18 protein-coding genes are annotated in these 19,381 nt (G+C 70.4%); 12 read left to right on the forward strand and 6 right to left on the reverse strand.

Going from position 1 to position 19,381, the window contains the following annotated elements:
- Window positions 1-4: 4 nt before the first annotated feature.
- A complete protein-coding gene (gene ligD / locus ACVK00_RS25135) occupies window positions 5-2,809 on the forward strand; it encodes a DNA ligase D (RefSeq protein WP_284898697.1) in 2,805 nt (934 codons plus the stop codon).
- A 5-nt stretch (window positions 2,810-2,814) separates the two neighbouring features.
- Here ligD and ACVK00_RS25140 read toward each other — a convergent pair whose 3' ends face one another.
- Together ACVK00_RS25140 and ACVK00_RS25145 are read right to left on the reverse strand one after the other, a co-directional pair.
- On the reverse strand, window positions 2,815-4,134 hold the full coding sequence (locus ACVK00_RS25140; RefSeq protein WP_284898694.1) for a cation:proton antiporter: 1,320 nt from the start codon (window positions 4,132-4,134) through the stop codon (window positions 2,815-2,817).
- A gap of 42 nt (window positions 4,135-4,176) precedes the next feature.
- Window positions 4,177-4,533: a DUF3175 domain-containing protein gene (locus ACVK00_RS25145; protein ID WP_284898830.1), complete on the reverse strand. Its 357-nt coding sequence runs from the start codon at window positions 4,531-4,533 to the stop codon at window positions 4,177-4,179.
- Window positions 4,534-4,674: 141 nt separating this feature from the next.
- On the opposite strand from ACVK00_RS25145, the gene ACVK00_RS25150 reads away from it, so the two are divergent.
- The 5 genes from ACVK00_RS25150 (at window position 4,675) to ACVK00_RS25170 (ending at window position 7,160) form a co-directional block, all read left to right on the forward strand.
- Entirely contained in the window at window positions 4,675-5,052 is a 378-nt protein-coding gene (locus ACVK00_RS25150) for a hypothetical protein (RefSeq protein WP_284898691.1), read from the forward strand.
- Between the two features lie 92 nt (window positions 5,053-5,144).
- The gene (locus ACVK00_RS25155) at window positions 5,145-5,510 is read left to right on the forward strand and encodes a DUF3022 domain-containing protein (protein WP_284898689.1); all 366 of its coding nucleotides are present in this window, start codon (window positions 5,145-5,147) and stop codon (window positions 5,508-5,510) included.
- A gap of 276 nt (window positions 5,511-5,786) precedes the next feature.
- Window positions 5,787-6,335, forward strand: coding sequence for a type 1 glutamine amidotransferase domain-containing protein (locus ACVK00_RS25160; RefSeq protein WP_284898685.1), 549 nt, complete (start codon window positions 5,787-5,789; stop codon window positions 6,333-6,335).
- Between the two features lie 3 nt (window positions 6,336-6,338).
- Window positions 6,339-6,680, forward strand: a complete 342-nt coding sequence (locus tag ACVK00_RS25165) for a DUF1488 family protein (protein ID WP_284898683.1) — start codon at window positions 6,339-6,341, stop codon at window positions 6,678-6,680.
- Between the two features lie 270 nt (window positions 6,681-6,950).
- Complete coding sequence (locus ACVK00_RS25170; protein ID WP_284898681.1) at window positions 6,951-7,160, forward strand: hypothetical protein; 210 nt, start codon at window positions 6,951-6,953, stop codon at window positions 7,158-7,160.
- 50 nt (window positions 7,161-7,210) lie between these two features.
- Here ACVK00_RS25170 and ACVK00_RS25175 read toward each other — a convergent pair whose 3' ends face one another.
- Window positions 7,211-8,461, reverse strand: coding sequence for a phosphatidylserine decarboxylase family protein (locus tag ACVK00_RS25175; protein ID WP_284898679.1), 1,251 nt, complete (start codon window positions 8,459-8,461; stop codon window positions 7,211-7,213).
- Window positions 8,462-8,589: 128 nt separating this feature from the next.
- Between ACVK00_RS25175 and ACVK00_RS25180 the strand changes: the two genes are divergently transcribed.
- From ACVK00_RS25180 to arsN2, 6 genes are all read left to right on the forward strand, one after another.
- Window positions 8,590-8,841 carry a hypothetical protein gene (locus tag ACVK00_RS25180; protein ID WP_284898676.1) on the forward strand — a complete coding sequence of 84 codons (252 nt, stop codon included), beginning with the start codon at window positions 8,590-8,592 and terminating at the stop codon, window positions 8,839-8,841.
- A gap of 390 nt (window positions 8,842-9,231) precedes the next feature.
- Complete coding sequence (locus tag ACVK00_RS25185) at window positions 9,232-9,567, forward strand: ArsR/SmtB family transcription factor (protein ID WP_354123318.1); 336 nt, start codon at window positions 9,232-9,234, stop codon at window positions 9,565-9,567.
- A gap of 22 nt (window positions 9,568-9,589) precedes the next feature.
- Complete coding sequence (locus ACVK00_RS25190) at window positions 9,590-10,084, forward strand: arsenate reductase ArsC (RefSeq protein WP_284896024.1); 495 nt, start codon at window positions 9,590-9,592, stop codon at window positions 10,082-10,084.
- Window positions 10,085-10,150: 66 nt separating this feature from the next.
- The gene (gene arsB, locus ACVK00_RS25195; protein WP_284896021.1) at window positions 10,151-11,221 is read left to right on the forward strand and encodes an ACR3 family arsenite efflux transporter; all 1,071 of its coding nucleotides are present in this window, start codon (window positions 10,151-10,153) and stop codon (window positions 11,219-11,221) included.
- 20 nt (window positions 11,222-11,241) lie between these two features.
- Window positions 11,242-11,964 carry an arsenical resistance protein ArsH gene (gene arsH, locus ACVK00_RS25200; protein ID WP_354123319.1) on the forward strand — a complete coding sequence of 241 codons (723 nt, stop codon included), beginning with the start codon at window positions 11,242-11,244 and terminating at the stop codon, window positions 11,962-11,964.
- Window positions 11,965-12,002: 38 nt separating this feature from the next.
- Window positions 12,003-12,431 (forward strand): arsenic resistance N-acetyltransferase ArsN2, encoded by a 429-nt coding sequence (gene arsN2, locus ACVK00_RS25205; protein WP_284896016.1) that lies wholly within the window; start codon window positions 12,003-12,005, stop codon window positions 12,429-12,431.
- 65 nt (window positions 12,432-12,496) lie between these two features.
- On the opposite strand, the gene treY is transcribed toward arsN2, so the two are convergent.
- From treY to treZ, 3 genes are read right to left on the reverse strand one after another with little or no spacing between them, the layout of a single operon-like run.
- Entirely contained in the window at window positions 12,497-15,271 is a 2,775-nt protein-coding gene (gene treY, locus ACVK00_RS25210; RefSeq protein WP_284896013.1) for a malto-oligosyltrehalose synthase, read from the reverse strand.
- Window positions 15,268-17,499, reverse strand: coding sequence for a 4-alpha-glucanotransferase (malQ, locus tag ACVK00_RS25215; protein ID WP_284896010.1), 2,232 nt, complete (start codon window positions 17,497-17,499; stop codon window positions 15,268-15,270). Before malQ ends, treY begins: the two co-directional genes overlap by 4 nt.
- A complete protein-coding gene (gene treZ / locus ACVK00_RS25220) occupies window positions 17,496-19,379 on the reverse strand; it encodes a malto-oligosyltrehalose trehalohydrolase (protein WP_284896007.1) in 1,884 nt (627 codons plus the stop codon). The genes malQ and treZ overlap by 4 nt, the downstream gene beginning before the upstream one ends.
- Window positions 19,380-19,381 lie beyond the last annotated feature (2 nt).

Here is a 19,381-nt window from a genome sequence, read left to right on the forward strand (position 1 = left end):
TGCGATGGCCGGCAAGCTCGATCCGTATCGGCGCAAGCGCCACTTCGGCGCGACACCGGAACCCGAAGGCGCGCACGGGCGGCGTGCGAAGGTGGACGCGAAGCCGGCCGCGCGCACGGCCGCGCGGCCCCGTCACCCGCTGCGCTTCGTGATCCAGGAGCACCACGCGCGGCGGCTGCACTACGACTTCCGGCTCGAACTCGACGGCACGCTGAAGTCGTGGGCCGTGCCGAAGGGGCCGAGCTTCGATCCGTCGGTGAAGCGCCTCGCCGTGCACGTCGAGGACCATCCGCTCGAATACGCATCCTTCGAAGGCGAGATTCCGGAGGGGCACTACGGTGCGGGCTCGGTCGTCGTCTGGGACGAAGGCACGTGGACGCCCGATGGCGGGCTCGCGCAGGCCCGCGACGGCTATCGCGCGGGCAAGCTGACGTTCCGGCTCGACGGTGAAAAGCTGCACGGCGGCTGGGCGCTCGTGCGCAGCGGGCGGCAGCAGGGGCGGCAGGAGCAGTGGTTGCTGATCAAGGAGCGCGATGACGACGCGCGCAGCATGGATGAATTCGACGTCGTCGGCGAGCGGCCGGGGAGCGTGCACGACGGCGCGGCGGCGGCGCGTGCGGACGCGAAGGATGGCTCGACTCGCGCGCGCGGGTCGCGAAGAGGGCAGCGCGAGAAGCCCGCCACGCACGCCGCGCGGCATGACGAGCCGGGCCACGACGACCACGCCGGCGCGCCCGCCGATCCTTCCCGGATCGAAGGCGCGGTGCGCGCGCCGCTGCCCGAGCACGTCGCGCCGCAACTCGCGACGCTGGTCGACGGGGCTCCGGCGCAGGGCGACTGGCGCTATGAACTGAAGTTCGACGGCTACCGGATCCTTGCCCGCATTTCCGGCAAGGGCGCGCGCCGGCATGTGAAGCTGATGACGCGCGAAGGCCGCGACTGGACCGCGAAGCTGCGCGCGCAACGCGACGCGCTCGCGGCACTCGACGTCGACGCCGCATGGCTCGACGGCGAGGCCGTCGTGCTCGGCAAGAACGGCCTGCCCGATTTCCAGGCGCTGCAGAACGCATTCGGCGCGGGGCATTCGGACGAGATCACGCTGTTCGTCTTCGACTTGCCTTATCTCGACGGTTACGACCTGCGCGACGCGCCGCTCACCGCGCGCCGCGCGCTGCTCGAACCGCTGCTCGCCGACCGCGACCCCGTGCGGCTGCGCTTTTCGCCCGATCTCGGCGACGACGTCGCATCGCTGATCGCGAGCGCATGCGATACCGGTCTCGAAGGGCTGATCGGCAAGCGCGCCGAGTCGCGCTATCGCGCCGGACGTTCGCCCGCGTGGATCAAGCTCAAGTGCCGGCGCCGGCAGGAGTTCGTGATCGGCGGCTATACCGAGCCGTCGGGCAGCCGGCACGGCTTCGGCGCGCTGCTGCTCGGCGTGCACGAACCGGCCGCGGACGGCAAGCGGCGGCGCGGGCCGGGGCCGCTGCGCTACGTCGGCCGCGTCGGCACCGGCTTCGACACACGGATGCTCGACCGGCTTACCCCCATCCTGCGCAAGCACGAGCGCGACACGATGCCTTTCGATCCGCCGCCGCGCGAACGCTCGCGCACGCCCGTGCACTGGATCGAGCCCACGCTCGTCGCCGAATGCGAATTCGCGGAATGGACCGGCGACGGCATCGTGCGGCAGGCCGCGTTCATCGCGCTGCGCGAGGACAAGCCGGCGGCACGGATCGTCCGCGAGGTGCCGAAGCATACGGAAACGGAGGTGCAGATGGATCAGCGTCAAACCGCGCACGATGAAAGACACAAACCCAGGCACGCCGAGCGTGACAAGAGCGAAACGGGCGACACGAGCGACGGCAAGCACCCCGCGCGCTCACGCGGAGCCCGTCGCGCCGCGGCCGACGATACCGGCCCCGACCAGCTCGGCCGCGTGCGCATCACCCATCCCGATCGCGTGCTCGATCCGCACAGCGGCACGCGCAAGATCGATCTGGCACGCTACTGGCAATGGGTCGCGCCGTGGCTGCTGCCGGACCTGAAGGGCCGGCCCGTGTCGCTCGTGCGCGCGCCGGGCGACATCGCGGGCGAGCTGTTCTTCCAGAAGCACGCGGAGCGCCGCGAGATCCCGTTCGTTACGCAGCACGACGGGCTCGATCCGGGCCACGGCCCGCTGCTGTCGCTCGACAGTGTCGACGCGCTGCTCGGCGCCGCGCAGATGGGCACGATCGAGCTGCATACGTGGAATGCGCACGCGTCCAACATCGAGCGGCCCGACCGGATCGTGTTCGACCTCGATCCCGATCCGGCGCTGCCGTGGAGCGCGATGATCGAGGCCGCGCAACTCGTGCGCGGGCTGCTCGACGAACTGGGTCTCACATCGTTCTGCAAGACGAGCGGCGGCAAGGGGCTGCACGTCGTCGTGCCGATCACGCGGCACATGGGATGGGACGACGTGAAGGCCTTCTCGCGTGCAGTCGCGCAGCATGTCGCGGGTGCGTTGCCCGATCGCTTCACCGCGACGATGGGGCCGAAGCACCGGCGCGGCAAGATCTTCATCGACTACCTGCGCAACGGCCGCGGCGCCAGCACGATCGCCGCGTATTCGGTGCGCGCGCGGCCCGGCCTCGGCGTGTCGGTGCCGCTGCGCTGGGACGAGGTGCCCGACACGACGGGCGGCGCGCAATGGACGATCGACACGCTGCACGAACGCCTCGATCGACTGAAGCGCGATCCGTGGGATGGCTATGACGACACGCGCCAGCGGATCACCGCACAAATGCGCGCGCGGCTCGGCACGTCGTGACGCCGTCAGCGCCGATGCTGCAGCCGGTAGTACCAGTCCATCAGCGGCGTCGCGGAGATCCCGTGCGCGATCACCGACGCCACCACGACGGCGAGCACCGGCGCCGCGAGCGGCCGCACGGTGCTGGATGGCCCGTGTTCGAGCGCGAACAGCAGGTAGTAGAACGAACCGATCCCGCGTATTCCGAACCAGGCCATCAGCCGCCGCTGGGCAAGCGTCGCGTGCGAACCGGTGAGCGTCAGCAGCACCGCGAACGGCCGCACGGCGACGAACAGCACGAGCGCCAGCGCAATCGCGCCCCACGTGACGAGCGGGGCCGACAGCGTGCCGAGCACGCTGCCGATCATCGTCATCACGAGCGCCTCGGCGATCCGCTCGAGCTCGATCGTGAAATCGAGCACCGATTCGGCCATGAATGCGTGGACTTTCTCCGGATGTTTCTCGGTCGCGCTCACGTCCTCCGAATCGACCTGGCCGATCACTTCGCGCGGCGGGCGGTCGCCGCTCGCACGATGCTCGATGCGACGCATCGCGACGCCCGCGGCGAACGTCGCGATGAAGCCGAACGTATGCGCGAACTGCGCGGCGCCGAATGACAGCACGATCAGCGCGAGCGCGAAGAAGCCTTCGAAGCCGAGCGCCTGCGCATAGCGGCTGCGCAATCGACCGATCGCCTTGGTCGTTGCCGCGCCGAGCAGGCCGCCGATCGCGGCCGCGCCCGCGATGCCCCACAGCGCGGCCAGCGCGAACGTGCCGGACAACGGCGGCGGCCCGTGCGGCGTATCGGGCACGCCGCACAGCGCGAGGCCCGCGAGCGCGAACGGTAGCGCGATCCCGTCGTTCATCCCGCCTTCGCCGGACAGCGCGAAGCGCACCAGATCGCGGTCGCCGGGATCGTGCACCTGCACGTCGTGCGCGAGCACCGGGTCGGTCGGCGCGAGGATCGCCGCGAGCAGCAGCGCGGGGCCCCAGTCGAGGCCGAGCGTCAGCACCGCGCAGCCGGCGAGCAGCGGCACGGTGACGAGCATCGCGAGCAGGCCGAGCCGGCACGGCACGAGCCACAGCTTGTCGGACAGCGGCACGCGCAGCCGCAGCCCGATCGCGAACAGCGACACCAGCAGCGCGACCTCGACGATCTCGCGCAGCAGCCGCGCGTCGCGCGCGATGTCGAGGTGGAGGAGCCCGACGCCGGACGGACCGAGCGCGACGCCGAGCGCGAGATAGATCATCGCGGTGCTGCACGGCAGCCGGCGCAGCGCCGAGGTGGCGACGCCCATGGCCATCAGCACCGCGCCGATGATCAGATACCACAGCGTTTCATGCATGCGAGCCAGCGGAGCAGGTCGATACGAAGCAGGCGTGGGCCGTCACGGCTTGCGGCCGAACGCCTCGCGCAGTTTGCGCTTCGCGCGTTCGAGCGTCGTGCGGCGCGTTTTCGGCAGGGTGCGGCCCGCGCGGTTCACGTAGAAGTTCAGCATCGACATCGCCGACTGGAACGGCGTGGCCTTGCGACGGCGGCTATGTTGGGCCGAGCGCTTGAGGGACGCGGCGATCTCGCCCGGATCGTCTGACTTGAAAATCTCGGGCTCGATGTCGAGCGCATCGCTTTTTTGCATGACGTCCGCGGACCAGCGCTTGCGGGGATGCGAAGCGTTGCTGCGGGTGCGCCCCGGACGGCGTGTCGCGCGTTTGCCGTGCGGATGAGAGGCAGAAGCTGAAGGCATGGCAGGGCTCCGTACGGGATCGGGATGACGGGTGACGGGGCCGCAAGCCGCGTGCCGCGCCCCGCTGACCGGCACGGGCCTTGCTGAATCGCATGGGCAGGACATTCCACGACCAGCGATTCCATTGACGGAGAACGCTCCATGAAACCAGCATCCGAATCGAAAGCTGCCGCGCGCCGGATCGTCGCCTGCGCGGCCGTCGCGCTCCTCGGCGCGGCGCCGGCCGCGTGGGCACAGAATTCGCAGCGTCCGGGCGAGGGCACCGGCGCACCCATCCTGTCGCCGCCGGACGACACGTCGGCGCAGGGAACGGGCGGCATGTCGAGCGGCAATACCGCGGCGCCGGCGACCCGCATGCAGGGGCCGCGCGGCGCCTCGCACGTCCGCCCGCCCGTGCGAACCAAGCCGGGCGGCCCGAGCGGCGCCGGGACCGGCGGCAGCGGCAGCACGGGAGGCGGCGGCAGCGCAGGCAGCGGTGGCGCGGGCGGCACCGGCGGCGCGGGTTCCAGCGGTTACTGACGATCACGGTGTCGCGCCGGCCCGGCCGGCGCGGACGGGATGGCGGCCGGCGGCCACGCGGCCGTCACGCCGCCGCCACGCAGGAGGACATCATGCAATCGAATTACCGAACTTCGTTCGACGCAATCGACCTCGACCCCGACGAGGTCGAGAACGACGATCTCGATACGGGGGTGAACCTCGACGTCGAGACCGGCAGGATCACGTTTCATGCGGCGTGGGCGCTCGCCCCCCATGCACCGCAGGGCACCGCGCGGCACTCGGTCGTGCTCGCGCTCGACTGCGACACGATGGCGCGCTACGCGGACCTCGACGACGGCGCACGGATGCGCGTGCACGCGATGCTGCACGACAGCGTGCAGGCCACGCTCGAGTCGCTGCCGGAGGACACCGAGGACCTGACGGTGACGGTCGAGCTGACCGACGCGATGCTCGACGCCGCGCGTCACTTGCAATGAGGGCGGCGCGCGCCGCGTCGCACGAAAACACCGGGGGTCCCGCCCCACGCGGTCGCGTTACATATTCCGTTGAAATCTTTGCAGACGCCGCGCCGGCCGACGTGCCGCGAACGGCGCGCACCACGCGGCGGCCTACCCGTGCGCCGTCGTTTGCCGATACCGGGGTCGTGCCCTGTCGGGCTGGGTCGTATGGTCTGCACCGACGGGACGCGGCACGCCGCTTGCTACGCCACGGGCATGGCACCACCGGTGCCGCAACACAACAGGGAGCACTCCATGACCGGCAAGCTGGACCATTGCAAGGTAGCGATACTCGCGGTCGACGGCTTCGAGGAAGCCGAGCTCGTCGAACCGCAGCGCGCGCTGGAGGCGGAAGGCGCGCAGGTCGACGTGATCTCGCAGAAGCCCGGCGAGATCCAGGGGCTCAGGCACGTCGACAAGGGCGATCGCGTGAAGGTCGACCACACGTTCGACGATGCGCGCATCGGCGATTACGACGCGGTCGTGCTGCCGGGCGGCGTCGTCAACGGCGACGCGATCCGGATGCTGCCGGCCGCGCGCGAATTCGTGACCGCGGCCGTCGGCGCGGGCAAGCCGATCGCGGCGATTTGCCATGGCGGCTGGCTGCTCGTATCGTCGGGGCTGGTCGAAGGCCGCACGCTGACGAGCTGGCCGAGCCTGCAGGACGACATCCGCAACGCAGGTGGCAAGTGGGTCGACCAGGAGGTCGTGCGTGACGGCAACCTGATCACGAGCCGCAAGCCCGCCGACCTGCCTGCATTCAACGGCGCGCTGGTGCAGTCCCTCGCGTCGCGGGGAGCGTGAGCGATGCCGACCGATTCCGTTCATCGCGTGACACTGACCGACGCGCCGCCGGAGTTCGACGGCGCGGTGCTGCAGATGCGCTTCGTCGTCGAGGTCGACGGGAAGCCGCAAATCTGCGCGATTACGGTCGAGGCGCTCGAGGATCATTTCGGCGCGCGCTCCGCGCTCGAAGCCGACCTGCGCGACGCGTTCGAACGCGGCCGTGCACGCATCGAAGCCGCGTGCGCGGAAGTGCTCGCCGACGGCAAGGGCGGCACCGAGCTGCACAGCGGCTACTTCCGCGTGCAAGACAAGGCGGCGGGCAATACCGCACGCGCCGGCATGGCCCGCTCGCGGAAATCGTAAGTCGCGTCGGGGCCACTCGGGCGCACGCCGTATCGTGCTCGCCGTCGCGCCGGCGTTGCAGTTCCGTTACACGTGGTTGAAAACTTTGCAGCGGCCCTTACGCGATTCGCGGGGACACATCGCGCCGCGTGCCGGCCGCGCGCGGGGCGGCTGCGTCCCACATACTGGCACGCTCCCTGCATGTAGCTTCCGTTGTGGGCGACCGATGCGCGCCCGCGCCGACGCGATGCGCCGCTGCATCGCACGAAGCTGTACAAGGGGGAGACAAATATGCTGACCGCCCATGAATTTGCCGCGCTGTTCCTGGTGTACCGCGCACCGGAACAGATCCAGAGCGACCGCGACGACGTCGTCGCGCTGGTCGAACAACAGTTGATCGAGATACGTCGCGACGCGTCGGGCGCGAGCCGTCCCGCGCTGACCGCCGACGGTCTGTCGATCGTGCAGTGCATGCAACGGCACGGCGGCGCCGATGCGTGATGCAATCGCGCGATCGTGCAATCGCAATCCGGCACCGGCCCGCACGCGGTTCAGCGCGTGATCGCGACCGACGCGTTGACCTGCACGACCGGCGTATCGTCATCGAACGGCGGCGCGTACAGGAAGTGGTCGATCACGCCGGGTTCGAACAGCAGGCAGTAGGTCGAGCCGCCGTACTGGAAATAGCCGATCTCGTCGCCCTTGTCGATGCGCTGCCCCGGCACGACCTCGATCACGCACGATGACACGTCGCCCATCCCGACGAACACGCCCACCACGGTGCCGATCCCCGGATCGTCGCAGTCGATCGCGATCACCGCGCGCGCGGCGACCGCCGTCATGTAGCCCTGCGAGTCGTTGAGCCCGGCCGGATCCGGGCCTTCGGCTTCCGCGACCGAATAGTAGGTGCCGTCGACCCGGTACGCATGCGTGACGGTGCCGCGCACCGGCGCGTGCCAGCGGTGATAGTTGTACGCGCTCAGATACGCCTGATAGAGGTCGCCGCCGACGAAGCGTTCGGCGAGCGGCAGCCGCGCCGGCGTGAAGATGTCGCGCAGCGAATACGGCTGCCCCTTGATCCAGAACGTGTCGCGGATCTTCAGGTTGGACGCGGTGTGATACGGCGCGGCCTCGCACGCGCTGACGATCACGTGCGGATCGCCCGGCGCCGCGACGGGCCGCGCATCCGCGCGAAACCGGCGCGTGAAGAAGTCGTTCCACGAAGCGAAGCCCCAGTGCGGCTGATCTTCCTGGTACTGGAACTGCGACAGGCCCAGCCGTTCGCGCGCTTCGTCGCAGAACCAGCCGTCGGGCGCCGACGTGTCGAGATGCGTGCACGAATGCGGGCCGCCGAGGAAGTCGCACCACACGTTCAATACCTGCTTCAGGTGCGCATTGACCGCCGCGTCGCGAAACACCGCGTGGCCCGACGGCATGCACATCGGCCAGTCGAGGAACGCGTTCAGCGGGCACACGATCAGGCTCGATTCGCTGAACGGCGGCGTGTAGGTCATCAGGTGGTCGATCACGGTCATCAACTCGCCGATCGACGCGTACCCGAGCTTGCGACCCGATTCCAGCGCCTCGTCGATCGCGCGCGTGAGGCTCATGCGCAGCACGGCATTGTCGTCGAACAGCCGCGCGAGTTCCTGCACGGCAGGCGTGCGCAACCGTTCGCCGGCATGCGCGCGCGCTTCGCCCGCAATTTTTTCGCGATACGCGGCCATGTGCGCTTCCTCGCGGGTCATCCATCCGCCCAGGCGATGGCGTGTGGCCGGTGGCGTGCTGTGGTCTGTCGGCATGGTCAACTCCGGCGCGGGTTGGGGTACGAAACGGATAGCAACGAATAGCAAGGCGCTTGCCCGATGCGCGGCACCGAAATTGCGGCGCTCGGCCGACGGTTTCTTTCGATGCCAATAGGAGGGCAAACATGAGTGCGGATTCGAATGGACGACAGACCAACGACGCGGCTTCGACCGGCGAGCGCCGCGACGGCGAGCAGCGGACCGTGGCGCCGACCCGCACGCGGGCGCGGGTGCGCGCGGCGACGTCGCGTGACGTCAAGCGGCGCAGCGAGCGCGGCGGCGGAAACGGGCCGATGGCGACGAGCGGGAATGACGCGACGGCCAAGCCGCTTTGGGAAGACGACCGCGGAGAGATGCCGCCGGAAGAATGGTCGTGATGATGTAACGGGCGCCGGGCGGGCCGGCGCGGTGCCGCCCGATTCAACCGCTCGGTTCCGGCACGCCCCATGTTTTTTGCGATGCATGGGTGTGTGCCTTTCCCGCGCGTGCAAGGAATCACGAGCGGTATGTCTTCGTCCCGACACGCCCGACGCGCCCGACGCGCCCGACGCGCCCGACGCGCCCGACGCGCCCGACGCGCCCGACGCGCCCGACACGCCCGACACGCCCGACACGCCCGACGCGCCCGACGCGCCCGACGCGCCCGACGCGCCCGACGCGCCCGACACGCCCGACACGCCCGACACGCCCGACACGCCCGACACGCCCGACGCGATTAGCCCTCGACGGAAGTTCCATCATTTCCACATTTCGAGTATTATCGAAACATGGAAACGAACCAGACCATCGCCGCGCTCTCGGCGCTCGCGCACGAATCCCGCTTCGCCATCTTCCGCGCGCTCGTGCAGGCCGGCCCGTCGGGCTTGGCGGCCGGACAAATCGCGACGCTGCTCGACGTGCCGCCGTCGTCGCTGTCGTTTCATCTGAAGGAACTGGCCCACGCGCAACTCGTCACGAGCCGCCAGGAAGGCCGCTTCGTGTTCTATTGCGCGAACTTCGCGACGATGAACGGGCTCGTCGGCTACCTCACCGAGAACTGCTGCGGCGGCAATCCGTGCACGCCGGTGTCCGCCTGTTCTCCCGCCTGCCCCGACCCGACGTAAGTCCACCTTCACGCCCCCGCCGATGACCACCAACGTCCTGATCCTCTGTACCCACAACTCCGCGCGCAGCGTGCTCGCGGAGGGCATGCTCAATCACTGGGCCGCGAAGCTCGGCCGCGACGTGCGCGCCTACAGCGCCGGCAGTGCGCCGAGCGGCCGCCTCAATCCGTTCGCGCTGGACGCGCTGACGCGCGCCGGCGTCGACGTCAGCGGATACCGGAGCAAGAGCTGGGACGAATTCGTCGGCGACGGCGCGCCGGAAATGCGCATCGTCATCACGGTATGCGACAGCGCGGCCGCGGAGGCTTGCCCGTACTGGCCCGGCAGCCCGGTGAAAGTGCATTGGGGCTACGCCGATCCGTCGAACGCGGCGGGCGGCGATGCGGGCAAGCAGCTCGCGTTCGAACTGACGCGCGAGGCGCTCGGCTACCGGATGCTGCAACTGCTGGCGCTGCCGCTCGAACGCATGAGCAACGCCGAACTCCAGGCGGCATTGACCGCCATCGCGCGAAACTGAGCGGTCGTCCGGCGGCATGCGCGAACCTGCATGCCGCGCGCCTTTCTCCATCCCGAGTCCCGTCCGATGAACACGTCCAACGTCGTCCCGCCTCGCAATGCCGTCGCCAGGCCCGCGATCAACTTCTTCGAACGCTACCTGACGCTCTGGGTCGCGCTGTGCATCGTCGCCGGCATCGCGCTCGGCCAGATGCTGCCCGGCCTGTTCCAGCGGATCGGCAGCATCGAGTATGCGCAGGTCAACCTGCCGGTCGGGCTGCTGATCTGGGTGATGATCGTGCCGATGCTCGTGAAGGTGGACTTCGGCGCGCTGCATGAAGTGCGCCGGCACGTGAAGGGGATCGGCGTCACACTCGCCGTGAACTGGCTCGTCAAGCCGTTCTCGATGGCTTTCCTCGGCTGGCTGTTCGTGCGGCAGTTGTTCGCGCCGATGCTGCCGGCGGACCAGCTCGACAGCTACATCGCCGGCCTGATCCTGCTGGCCGCCGCGCCGTGCACGGCGATGGTGTTCGTGTGGAGCCGGCTCACGGGCGGCGATCCGCTGTTCACGCTGTCGCAGGTCGCGCTCAACGACAGCATCATGGTGATCGCGTTCGCGCCGCTGGTCGGGCTGCTGCTGGGGATGTCCGCGATTACCGTGCCGTGGGCGACGCTGCTCACGTCGGTGGTGCTCTATATCGTGATTCCGGTGATCCTCGCGCAGCTTTGGCGCAGGCGGCTGCTGAGGAACGGGCAGGCCGCGTTCGATGCCGCGATGGCGAGGATCGGCCCGTGGTCGATCGCCGCGCTGCTCGCGACGCTCGTGCTGCTGTTCGCGTTCCAGGGCGAAGCGATCCTCAAGCAGCCGCTGGTGATCGCGTTGCTCGCGGTGCCGATCCTGATCCAGGTGTTCTTCAATGCGGCGCTCGCGTACTGGCTCAACCGCGCGGTGGGCGAGAAGCACGACATCGCGTGCCCGTCCGCGCTGATCGGCGCATCCAATTTCTTCGAGCTCGCCGTCGCGGCCGCGATCAGCCTGTTCGGTTTTCACTCCGGGGCGGCGCTCGCGACCGTCGTCGGCGTGTTGATCGAGGTGCCGGTCATGCTGCTGGTGGTGCGCATCGTGAACCGGTCGAAGGGCTGGTACGAGCGCGTTTGAGCCAACCCGGGAATCCATCCATGACCGACCGACTGACCGACCTGCCGCAACTCGATCCCGCTTTGTTCCAGGTGCCGGACGCGGGCCGCTTGCGGCCGGCGTCGCCGTCCACCCATCCGCCGCGTTTCCTGCTGCTGTACGGTTCGTTGCGCGAGCGTTCGTTCAGCCGCCTGCTGGTCGAGGAAGCCGAGCGCCTGCTCACCGCGATGGGCGCGGAGGTGCGCGTGTTCAATCCGAGCGGCCTGCCGTTGCCCGACGATGCGCCGGAGAGCCATCCGAAAGTCGTCGAACTTCGCGAAGTTGTGATGTGGTCGGAAGGGATGGTGTGGTGCTCGCCGGAACGACACGGCGCGATGACGGGCATCATGAAGTCGCAGATCGACTGGATTCCGCTGTCGGTCGGCGCCGTGCGGCCGACGCAGGGCAAGACGCTCGCGGTGATGCAGGTCAGCGGCGGCTCGCAGTCGTTCAACGCGGTGAACCAGATGCGCGTGCTGGGGCGCTGGATGCGCATGCTGACGATCCCGAACCAGTCGTCGGTGGCCAAGGCGTTCATGGAATTCGACGAAGCGGGGCGGATGAAGCCGTCGGCCTATTACGATCGGGTCGTCGACGTGCTGGAGGAGCTGGTCAAGTTCACGCTGCTGACGCGCGACATCGGTCCGTATCTGGTCGACCGGTACAGCGAGCGGAAGGAAAGCGCGGAGGAATTGTCGAAGCGGGTGAATCAGCGCGCGATCTGACGCGCACGGTGCCGTCAATCCAATCGGGAGTCGATGTCATGCAACTTCGCTCGGCAGCGTTATCCGACCTGGCCTCGATCGAGGCATTGCTGCGCGCTTCGAACCTGCCGACTGCCGGCGTCGCGGAGCATCTGGAAAACTTCGTCGTGCTTGCCAATCCGCCCGACTTGATGGGATGCGGCGGTATTGAATACCACGAAGACTGCGCGTTGATCCGGTCGGTTGCCATCGTGTCGCACGTGCACGGAAACGGCCTCGGTAGCGCGATCGTGGAGCGGCTGATCGCGGCGTGTCGAGCACGCTCCGTCCGGTCGATCGGACTGCTGACGACGACCGCGGAAGACTATTTCGCCGGCTTTGGTTTCGTGCCCGTTGCCCGTCAGGATGTGCCGGCGCCGCTGCTGGCGTCCAGCCAGTTTCGTGGTGTGTGTCCGCAGACGGCCACGGCGATGTTGTTGGCGTGTTGAGCGGGTAGGCGGGACCGCCGTGTGAAGGTTGAGCTCGGGCGCCGGCCGCCTTTGCACGAAACCGATTACGGCTCGCGGCGCTTCGTATCGACTGCCACCAGCACCGCAACCGGTAACGCCGCCAGACAGCGAGCGAGCCGCATCACGCCGTCCGGCGCCTCGACTTCGCTCCCGTCATTCAACCAGTCGATCCATCGCTCGCTGGCGCCGCGCGGCAGCACCACGACCGTATCCCCCCATTCATGAGGCTCGACGCGCGGCAATTCCGGCGCTTCGCCCAGCCATCCGCACGCGAGCCGCGTGGCGATCACCACGATCGTCGCGCTTTCGTCGCACCGGGCGAACGCCACCGCATGCCGTCCGAGCCTGCCGCGCACGCGCAGCGGCACATAGGCGCCCTCCGCGAACGTCGCGGGCCAGCGCGTGCGCAGCGCGAGCATCCGCTCGACGAGCGCGCGCTTCACGCGCGCATCGGGCCAGTGCCGCAGATACGCGGCGACCGGTTCGTCGACCCGTTCGGCCGCGAGCGCGGCAAACGGCACGTCGCGCCGGTTGTCCGGATCGACGAGCGAGTGATCCCATGACTCGGTCCCCTGGTACAGATCGGGCACGCCCGGCGACGCCATTCGCAGCGCCGCCTGCGCGAGACTGTTGACGACGCCGGCCGGCGCGATCCGCGCGACGAACGCATGCAGCCGATGCACGAAATCGCCGGCGCCGTGCGGCGTCAGGATCGCGCGCACGAACTGCTCGCAAGCGCGTTCGTAGTCCGCGTCCGGCGCGAGCCAGTCCGTGTGCTGTTTCGCTTCGCGCAATGCCTTGGTCTGCCAGCGCACCACGCGCTCCGCCACTGCGGCAAGCCCGGTCGCGTCGTCGGGCGCGAGCCCCGGCGGCCAGCAGCCGACGAGCGTCTGGTACAGCATCGCTTCCGCGGCCGGCCCCGGCGCCCACGCGAGATCGCGATGCGCGCCGCCGCGGTGCGGCTGGTTCAGCGCGGACCAGTCGAGCGACACCGCGCGCCAGGCGTCGGGCATTTCGCTGAGCACCGCGAGCCGCACACGCGCATCCTCGCCGCGCTTGTGATCATGCGTCGCGGTCGCGATGAGCGTATGGGGAACGGTGCGCCCGCGACGCCGGTTGCGCGCATGGAACGCGCCGCGCGACAGGCTGAAGTCGCCCGCGTCGGCGCCGACCTCGTTGCGCGACAGCAATCGCCCGTACCGGTAGTTGGCCGTGTCCTCGACGCCCTTCGCGGCGAGCGGCGCGGTGAGCTGCGCGAACGCGACACGCGCCGCGTGCAGCAGCGCGGCATCCGCGCGCGGCACGCGCATGCCCGGCAGCCCGAGCCAGCCGGCGACGCGATCGAGCGCATAGCGGTCGGACGGATCGATCGCGGCGCACGCCGCGTCGTACGCGAGTGCCAGCACGCGACCATCGGCGCCGGCGGGCTCATCGCCTAGCGTCGGGTACATCCGGTATATGGGCAGGTGCACGACAAGTTCGCCCAGCACGCGATGGATCGCGATCCGGCTGACGTCGCGCGTCGCGGGCGCCGCGCGCGCGATGCGGTGCAAGGCTCGCGCGACGTGCGCGTGTTCGCCGGCGAGTTGCCGCTTCAGCACCCGCCGCTTGCCGGCCACCGCTTCCTGCGCGAACGACCGCGCGGACCCCGACACGGCTACCCAGTGCGCGGCGAGCGGCGCGGCGCCGGCCGGATCGTGCAGCAGCGCGGCGACGTCGTTCATGAAGTCGTAGCCGGTCGTGCCGTCGACGCGCCAGTCTTCGCGCAGCGTCTCGCCCGGCGCGAGGATCTTCTCGACGACGACATACGGCCGCTCGTCGCGCTGCGCGGCGAGCCGCGCATGCAGGCGCCGGCAATACGCGCGCGGATCGGCGAGGCCGTCGACGTGATCGACGCGCAGGCCGTCGATGTAGCCGGCCGCATGAAGCCCCAATGGCAGCGCGTGCACCGCGTCGAACACCGCGTCGTCCTCGACGCGCACGGCCGCGAGCGTCGCGATGTCGAAGAAGCGCCGCCAGTTCAATTCGTCGGCGGCCGTGCGCCACCACGCGAGCCGGTAGTGCTGGCGTTCGAGCAAGCGGTGCAGGCACGCGCGCGAGCGTGCGCGGCGCGGGTCGGCGCCGCGCAATATCGCGTCGAACGCATGCGGACCCTGTGCGGCGGCGTAGTCGCGCAGCGCCGTGTGCGCGGCCGCGACGTGCGGGCCGCCGCGCGCCGACGCGGCGGCGAAACGCTCGGCGAGCGCGTTCAGGTCCGCGCGGTTCGCGATGCGCAGGATCTCCGCGTAGGTCGCGATGGCGACCGGCAGCCGCCTGCCCGGGCAGGTGATGAAGAAGCGCCCGGCCGCTGGATCGGCACCGAGCGTGATGTCGCCGGACGCGAGCGCGTCGCCGTAGGGCGCGCCGAGGCAGGGCAGCAGCACCTTGCCGTCGAGCGCCGCATCGGGCGGGTGCCAGTCGATGTCGAAGTAGCGTGCGTACGGGCTCGCCTGGCCCCATTCGAGCACGTCGTTCCACCAGCCGTTCGACGCGCCGCCGACACCCATGTGGTTCGGCACGATGTCGACGATCACGCCGAGGCCGCGCGCACGCAGCGCATCGACGAGGCGCCGGAAGCCGGCTTCGCCGCCGAGTTCCGTGCTGATCGCGTGATGGTCGACGGTATCGTAGCCGTGCAGCGAACCGGGCTCGGCCGTCGTGATCGGCGACAGGTACAGGTGGCTCACGCCGAGGCGCGCGAAATAGTCGGCGTGCGCGGCCGCATCGTCGAACGTGAAGCCCGCGTGCAACTGCAATCGCAGGGTCGCGCGCGGCGTCATGCGTCGTCCTCCGGGGCTTGGCGCGCGTGCTCGATCGCCGCGATGCGTGTGCGCACGTCGGCATCGAACAGCGCGTCGACCGCGCGCGGCAGCCGGCGCAGCCAGTTCGGATGGCCGCACGGCGGGCCGGGGAGATTCGGTTGTTCGTCCAGCGCGAGCAGATCCTCGAGCGGCACGATCGCGAGCGGCGACGGGCTGCGCGCGACGTACGCGAGGACTGCGCCGACGGGCGGCCTGTCGGCGGGCGGGAGCGGATCGCCGGCCGGTGCGCAGCCCGCGTGCTGCAACGCGCGCCACAGCGCCGCGCGGTCGGTGGTGCGCTCGTCCTGGGCGGCGCGGAGGTCGAAAGAAGCGGGGGGCGGCGCGTCGCGGCCGTCATCCTGGGCGGGAGCATCGCTACGCAGGACCGGATCGATCCGTGCGTCGTGGCCGGTGTCGTGCGCGGCCGCGGCGCGGCCGACGTCGTCACCCGCATGGTGCGGCTTGGCCGGCGCCGCAGCGGCCTCAGCCGCCACCCGCCGCCATTCGAGATCGACACCCCGCCACCAGCCGGCCACGGTCGGCAGGTCATGCGTCGACGTCATCGCGATCGTGTCGCGATCCCACGCGGACGGCGGCCGAAACGCGCCCTCCGCGTCACGTTCGAACCACAGCACGCGCATTCCGGCGATGCCCTGCGCGCCGAGCCGCTCGCGAAAACCCGCCGGCACCGTGCCCAGATCCTCGCCGATCGCCACCGCCCGGTGCCGCGCGGCCTCCAGCGCGACGAGCCGCACCAGATCGTCGAGCGGATAGCGCAGGTACGCGCCGTCGCGCGCCGATCCGCCTTCCGGCACGATCCACATCCGCGCGAAGCCGAGCGCATGATCGATGCGAATCCCGCCGGCATGGGCGAAGGCCGCGCGCAACAGGTCGATGAACGGCGTGAAGCCGTTCGCGCGCAGCGCGGCGGGCGTCCACGTCGTCACGCCCCACGCCTGGCCGTCCGCATTGAACAGGTCGGGCGGGGCGCCGACCGACACGCCGCGCAACAGCGTCGTGCCGTGCGCCCACGCGTCGCTGCCCGCGCGATCGGATCCGACCGCGAGATCGGCGATCAGCCCGATCGCCATCCCGGCGTCGCGCGCCGCCTGCTGCGCGTCGCCGAGCGCGCGCGACGCGCACCATTGCAGGAATGTGTGGAACGCAATCGCGTCGGCATGGGCGTGCGCGAATGCGTCGACCTCGGCTGTGGCCGGCATCCGCCACTGCGCGGGCCATTGGCGCCAGTCCGCGCCGATCCCGTGATCGATGCAGAACGCCTGCAGCGCGTCGAAGCGCGCATGCGCGTCGAGTGCCGCACCGCCCGCCGCGCGAAACTGCTCGAACGCGTCGCGCGAGGGCTCGCCGTTCGCACGCCACGCATCGAAGCACGCGCGCAGGCGTCGCAGTTTCAACGGCAGCACCTGCGGCCAGTCGATCAGCGGCGTATCCGGCGCGGGTGCGACGTCCGCCGCCGCGCCGTTCGTGCGCCGCACGACATCGGCCCACGGTACGGCATCGCAGTCGAGATACGCGACGTTGTGCCAGCGCCGCGACGACGGCGAATACGGGCTGTCGTGCTCGGGCAGCGCCGGATAGCCGGCATGCGTCGGGCTGATCGCGACCGCGTCGGCGCCGTGCCGCGCCGCCTGCGCGGCGAGGCCCGCGAGCGCGGTGTAGTCGCCCGCGCCGTCGTCGCCCGTGCGCCGCAGGCCGTAGAGCTGGGCCGAGACGCCCCAGCGGCGCGGCGCTTGCGGCAGGCCGTCGCCGGCAGCGAACGGCCGCGCGCGCGGCGGCGCGATCGCGAGCCCGATGCGGTGCTCGCCGATGTCGAGCGCGTGATAGCCGGGCAGCGCGAGTGGCGGCAGCGTGCCGTTTTCGCCCGCGCCGGCCACGCGCCCGTCGACGTGCTCGCCCGATTCGAGCGTGATCCGCAAGCGCGCGCCAGGCGGCGCGACGGTGCGCGGCAGCGTCAGCGGCACGCCCGCATCGCCCGTGACGACCGGCGGCGTGGCGTCGTGCGCGTCGGCGAGCGCGGCCGCGCTGTCGACCCGCTCGATCGGTGTGCCGCAGGGCCAGCCGAGCGCATCGACGAGCGCGACGAGCGAATCGTCGGCCACCCGCCGCGCGACGCCGCCCGCGTCGATCCAGTCGGGTTCGAGCCCGGCCGCGCGCGCAAGCTCGGCGATCGGTACGTCGGTCGTCATGGTCGCGTGTGCCCGTTCGCGCGGTGTTTCAGCGCATCGTGGTTGACCGCGCCGTCGCGCCACGCGATGCAGCAGTGTGAGGGCAGCCGCTGGTCGGCGAGCCGGTCGCGCGCGCGCGGCGGCGTCTCGAACACGATCTTGCCGACCGGCAGCGCGGGCAGCACCGCGTCATGCGAGCCGGGATTGAACGCGATCGTGAGCGTGCTGCCGTCGCCGAGCCGCCAGCGCGCGACGAGCGCCGCCGCGTCGCCGTTGTCGTTTCCGCTTCTGTTCCTCGTTAGCAACTCGACGCCGAGCGCGCGCGCGCCGGGCAGGTGCGGCGTCACCAGCGCCGCGCGCACCGTCAGCGCGCTGCGGTAGAAGTGCCGCCATGCGTCGGCGTCGGGCCACGCATCGTCGTCCGCGTGGGTCGGCGACGAACGCACGAACGTGCCGACGTCGTTCGGATCGGGGATCGCATCGCGATGCGCGGCGTCGGCGAACGCGGAAAACGCGGCGAACTCGCGGCGACGGCCTTCGCGCACCGCATCGGCGAGTTCGCCGCGATAGTCGGTGAAGAACTGGAACGGTTGCGTGCTGCCGTCTTCCTCGCCCATGAACAGCAGCGGGATCTGCGGCGCGAGCAGCATCAACGCGGTCGCGGCGCGCACCGCGTCGTCGTTCGCGAGCGCGCGCAGCCGTTCGCCGAACGCGCGGTTGCCGATCTGGTCGTGGTTCTGCAGGAACGTGACGAACGCGGTCGGCGGCAGGTGCGCGCTCGACTCGCCGCGCGCCGCGCCGCCGTGCAGCGGCGACGGCTCGCCCTGATACGCGAAGCCTTCGCCGAGCGTGCGCGCGAGACGGCGCAGCGGCGCATCGGCGTACGCGCGGTAGTAGCCTTCGTGCTCGCCGGTCAGCAGCACGTGTGCGCTGTTGTGGAAGTCGTCGTTCCACTGCGCATCGAAGCCGTCGGGCCCGAGCAGGCTCGCCGTATTGCGTTCGTTCTCGAGCACCAGATGCACGTGGCGCGCCTCGCCGAAATGGGTGCGCACGCGCCGTGCCAGCTCGCGCAGCCACGCATCGTCGTCGATCGCATGCGCGGCGTCGATGCGCAGGCCGTCGAAACGGAATTCGTCGAGCCAGTACAGCGCGTTGTCGAGGAAGAACGCGCTCGTCTGCGCCCGCGAGAAATCGATCGCCGGGCCCCACGCGGTCTGCCGGTCCGCCCGGAAAAATTCGGGCGCATAGCGTGGCAGCAGGTTGCCGTCGGGGCCGAAGTGGTTGTACACGACGTCGAGAAACACCTGCAGTCCGAGCCCGTGCGCGGCGTCGACGAGCGCCTTCAGCTCCTCGGGCCGGCCATATGACGCATCGGGCGCGAACGGCAGCACCCCGTCGTAGCCCCAGTTGCGCGCACCGGGGAACGCGTTGACGGGCATCAGCTCGAGCGCGGTCACGCCGAGCGCGGCGATGTCGGGCAGGCGCCGCTCGACGCTCGCATAGCCGCCGCAGGCACCGACGTGCAGCTCGTACAGCACCGTCTCGTGCCACGGCCGGCCGCGCCATGCGTCGTTGCGCCAGCGGTACGCGGCCGGATCGACGACCTGGCTCGGGCCGTGCACGTCGGACGGCTGGAAGCGCGACGCGGGATCGGGCACCGCGAGACCGTCGTCGAGCAGGAAGCGGTACAGCGTGCCGGGGCCGCAGCGCGCGACGACCTCGAACCAGCCGTCGCCGGCGGCCCGCATCGCGATGCGCTCGTCGCCGTGCAGTTCGACCGCGGCCGTGCGGCTCGCGGGCGCCCATAACCGGAAGCGCGTGTGCTCCGCGTCGAGGCAGGCCGCGCCGAACGACGACGCGAACGCGTGCGTGCCGGGCGGATGAGCGGTACGTGACGACATGG

The organism is Burkholderia sp. PvR073, assembly GCF_054055695.1.

Excerpts from the sequence above, each read along its gene's own strand:
- ligD (WP_284898697.1), top strand. The coding sequence starts at position 5 with ATGGCCGGCAAGCTCGATCCGTATCGGCGCAAGCGCCACTTCGGCGCG.
- ACVK00_RS25140 (WP_284898694.1), bottom strand. The coding sequence starts at position 4,134 with ATGCATGAAACGCTGTGGTATCTGATCATCGGCGCGGTGCTGATGGCC.
- ACVK00_RS25145 (WP_284898830.1), bottom strand. The coding sequence starts at position 4,533 with ATGCCTTCAGCTTCTGCCTCTCATCCGCACGGCAAACGCGCGACACGC.
- ACVK00_RS25150 (WP_284898691.1), top strand. The coding sequence starts at position 4,675 with ATGAAACCAGCATCCGAATCGAAAGCTGCCGCGCGCCGGATCGTCGCC.
- ACVK00_RS25155 (WP_284898689.1), top strand. The coding sequence starts at position 5,145 with ATGCAATCGAATTACCGAACTTCGTTCGACGCAATCGACCTCGACCCC.
- ACVK00_RS25160 (WP_284898685.1), top strand. The coding sequence starts at position 5,787 with ATGACCGGCAAGCTGGACCATTGCAAGGTAGCGATACTCGCGGTCGAC.
- ACVK00_RS25165 (WP_284898683.1), top strand. The coding sequence starts at position 6,339 with ATGCCGACCGATTCCGTTCATCGCGTGACACTGACCGACGCGCCGCCG.
- ACVK00_RS25170 (WP_284898681.1), top strand. The coding sequence starts at position 6,951 with ATGCTGACCGCCCATGAATTTGCCGCGCTGTTCCTGGTGTACCGCGCA.
- ACVK00_RS25175 (WP_284898679.1), bottom strand. The coding sequence starts at position 8,461 with ATGCCGACAGACCACAGCACGCCACCGGCCACACGCCATCGCCTGGGC.
- ACVK00_RS25180 (WP_284898676.1), top strand. The coding sequence starts at position 8,590 with ATGAGTGCGGATTCGAATGGACGACAGACCAACGACGCGGCTTCGACC.
- ACVK00_RS25185 (WP_354123318.1), top strand. The coding sequence starts at position 9,232 with ATGGAAACGAACCAGACCATCGCCGCGCTCTCGGCGCTCGCGCACGAA.
- ACVK00_RS25190 (WP_284896024.1), top strand. The coding sequence starts at position 9,590 with ATGACCACCAACGTCCTGATCCTCTGTACCCACAACTCCGCGCGCAGC.
- arsB (WP_284896021.1), top strand. The coding sequence starts at position 10,151 with ATGAACACGTCCAACGTCGTCCCGCCTCGCAATGCCGTCGCCAGGCCC.
- arsH (WP_354123319.1), top strand. The coding sequence starts at position 11,242 with ATGACCGACCGACTGACCGACCTGCCGCAACTCGATCCCGCTTTGTTC.
- arsN2 (WP_284896016.1), top strand. The coding sequence starts at position 12,003 with ATGCAACTTCGCTCGGCAGCGTTATCCGACCTGGCCTCGATCGAGGCA.
- treY (WP_284896013.1), bottom strand. The coding sequence starts at position 15,271 with ATGACGCCGCGCGCGACCCTGCGATTGCAGTTGCACGCGGGCTTCACG.
- malQ (WP_284896010.1), bottom strand. The coding sequence starts at position 17,499 with ATGACGACCGACGTACCGATCGCCGAGCTTGCGCGCGCGGCCGGGCTC.
- treZ (WP_284896007.1), bottom strand. The coding sequence starts at position 19,379 with ATGTCGTCACGTACCGCTCATCCGCCCGGCACGCACGCGTTCGCGTCG.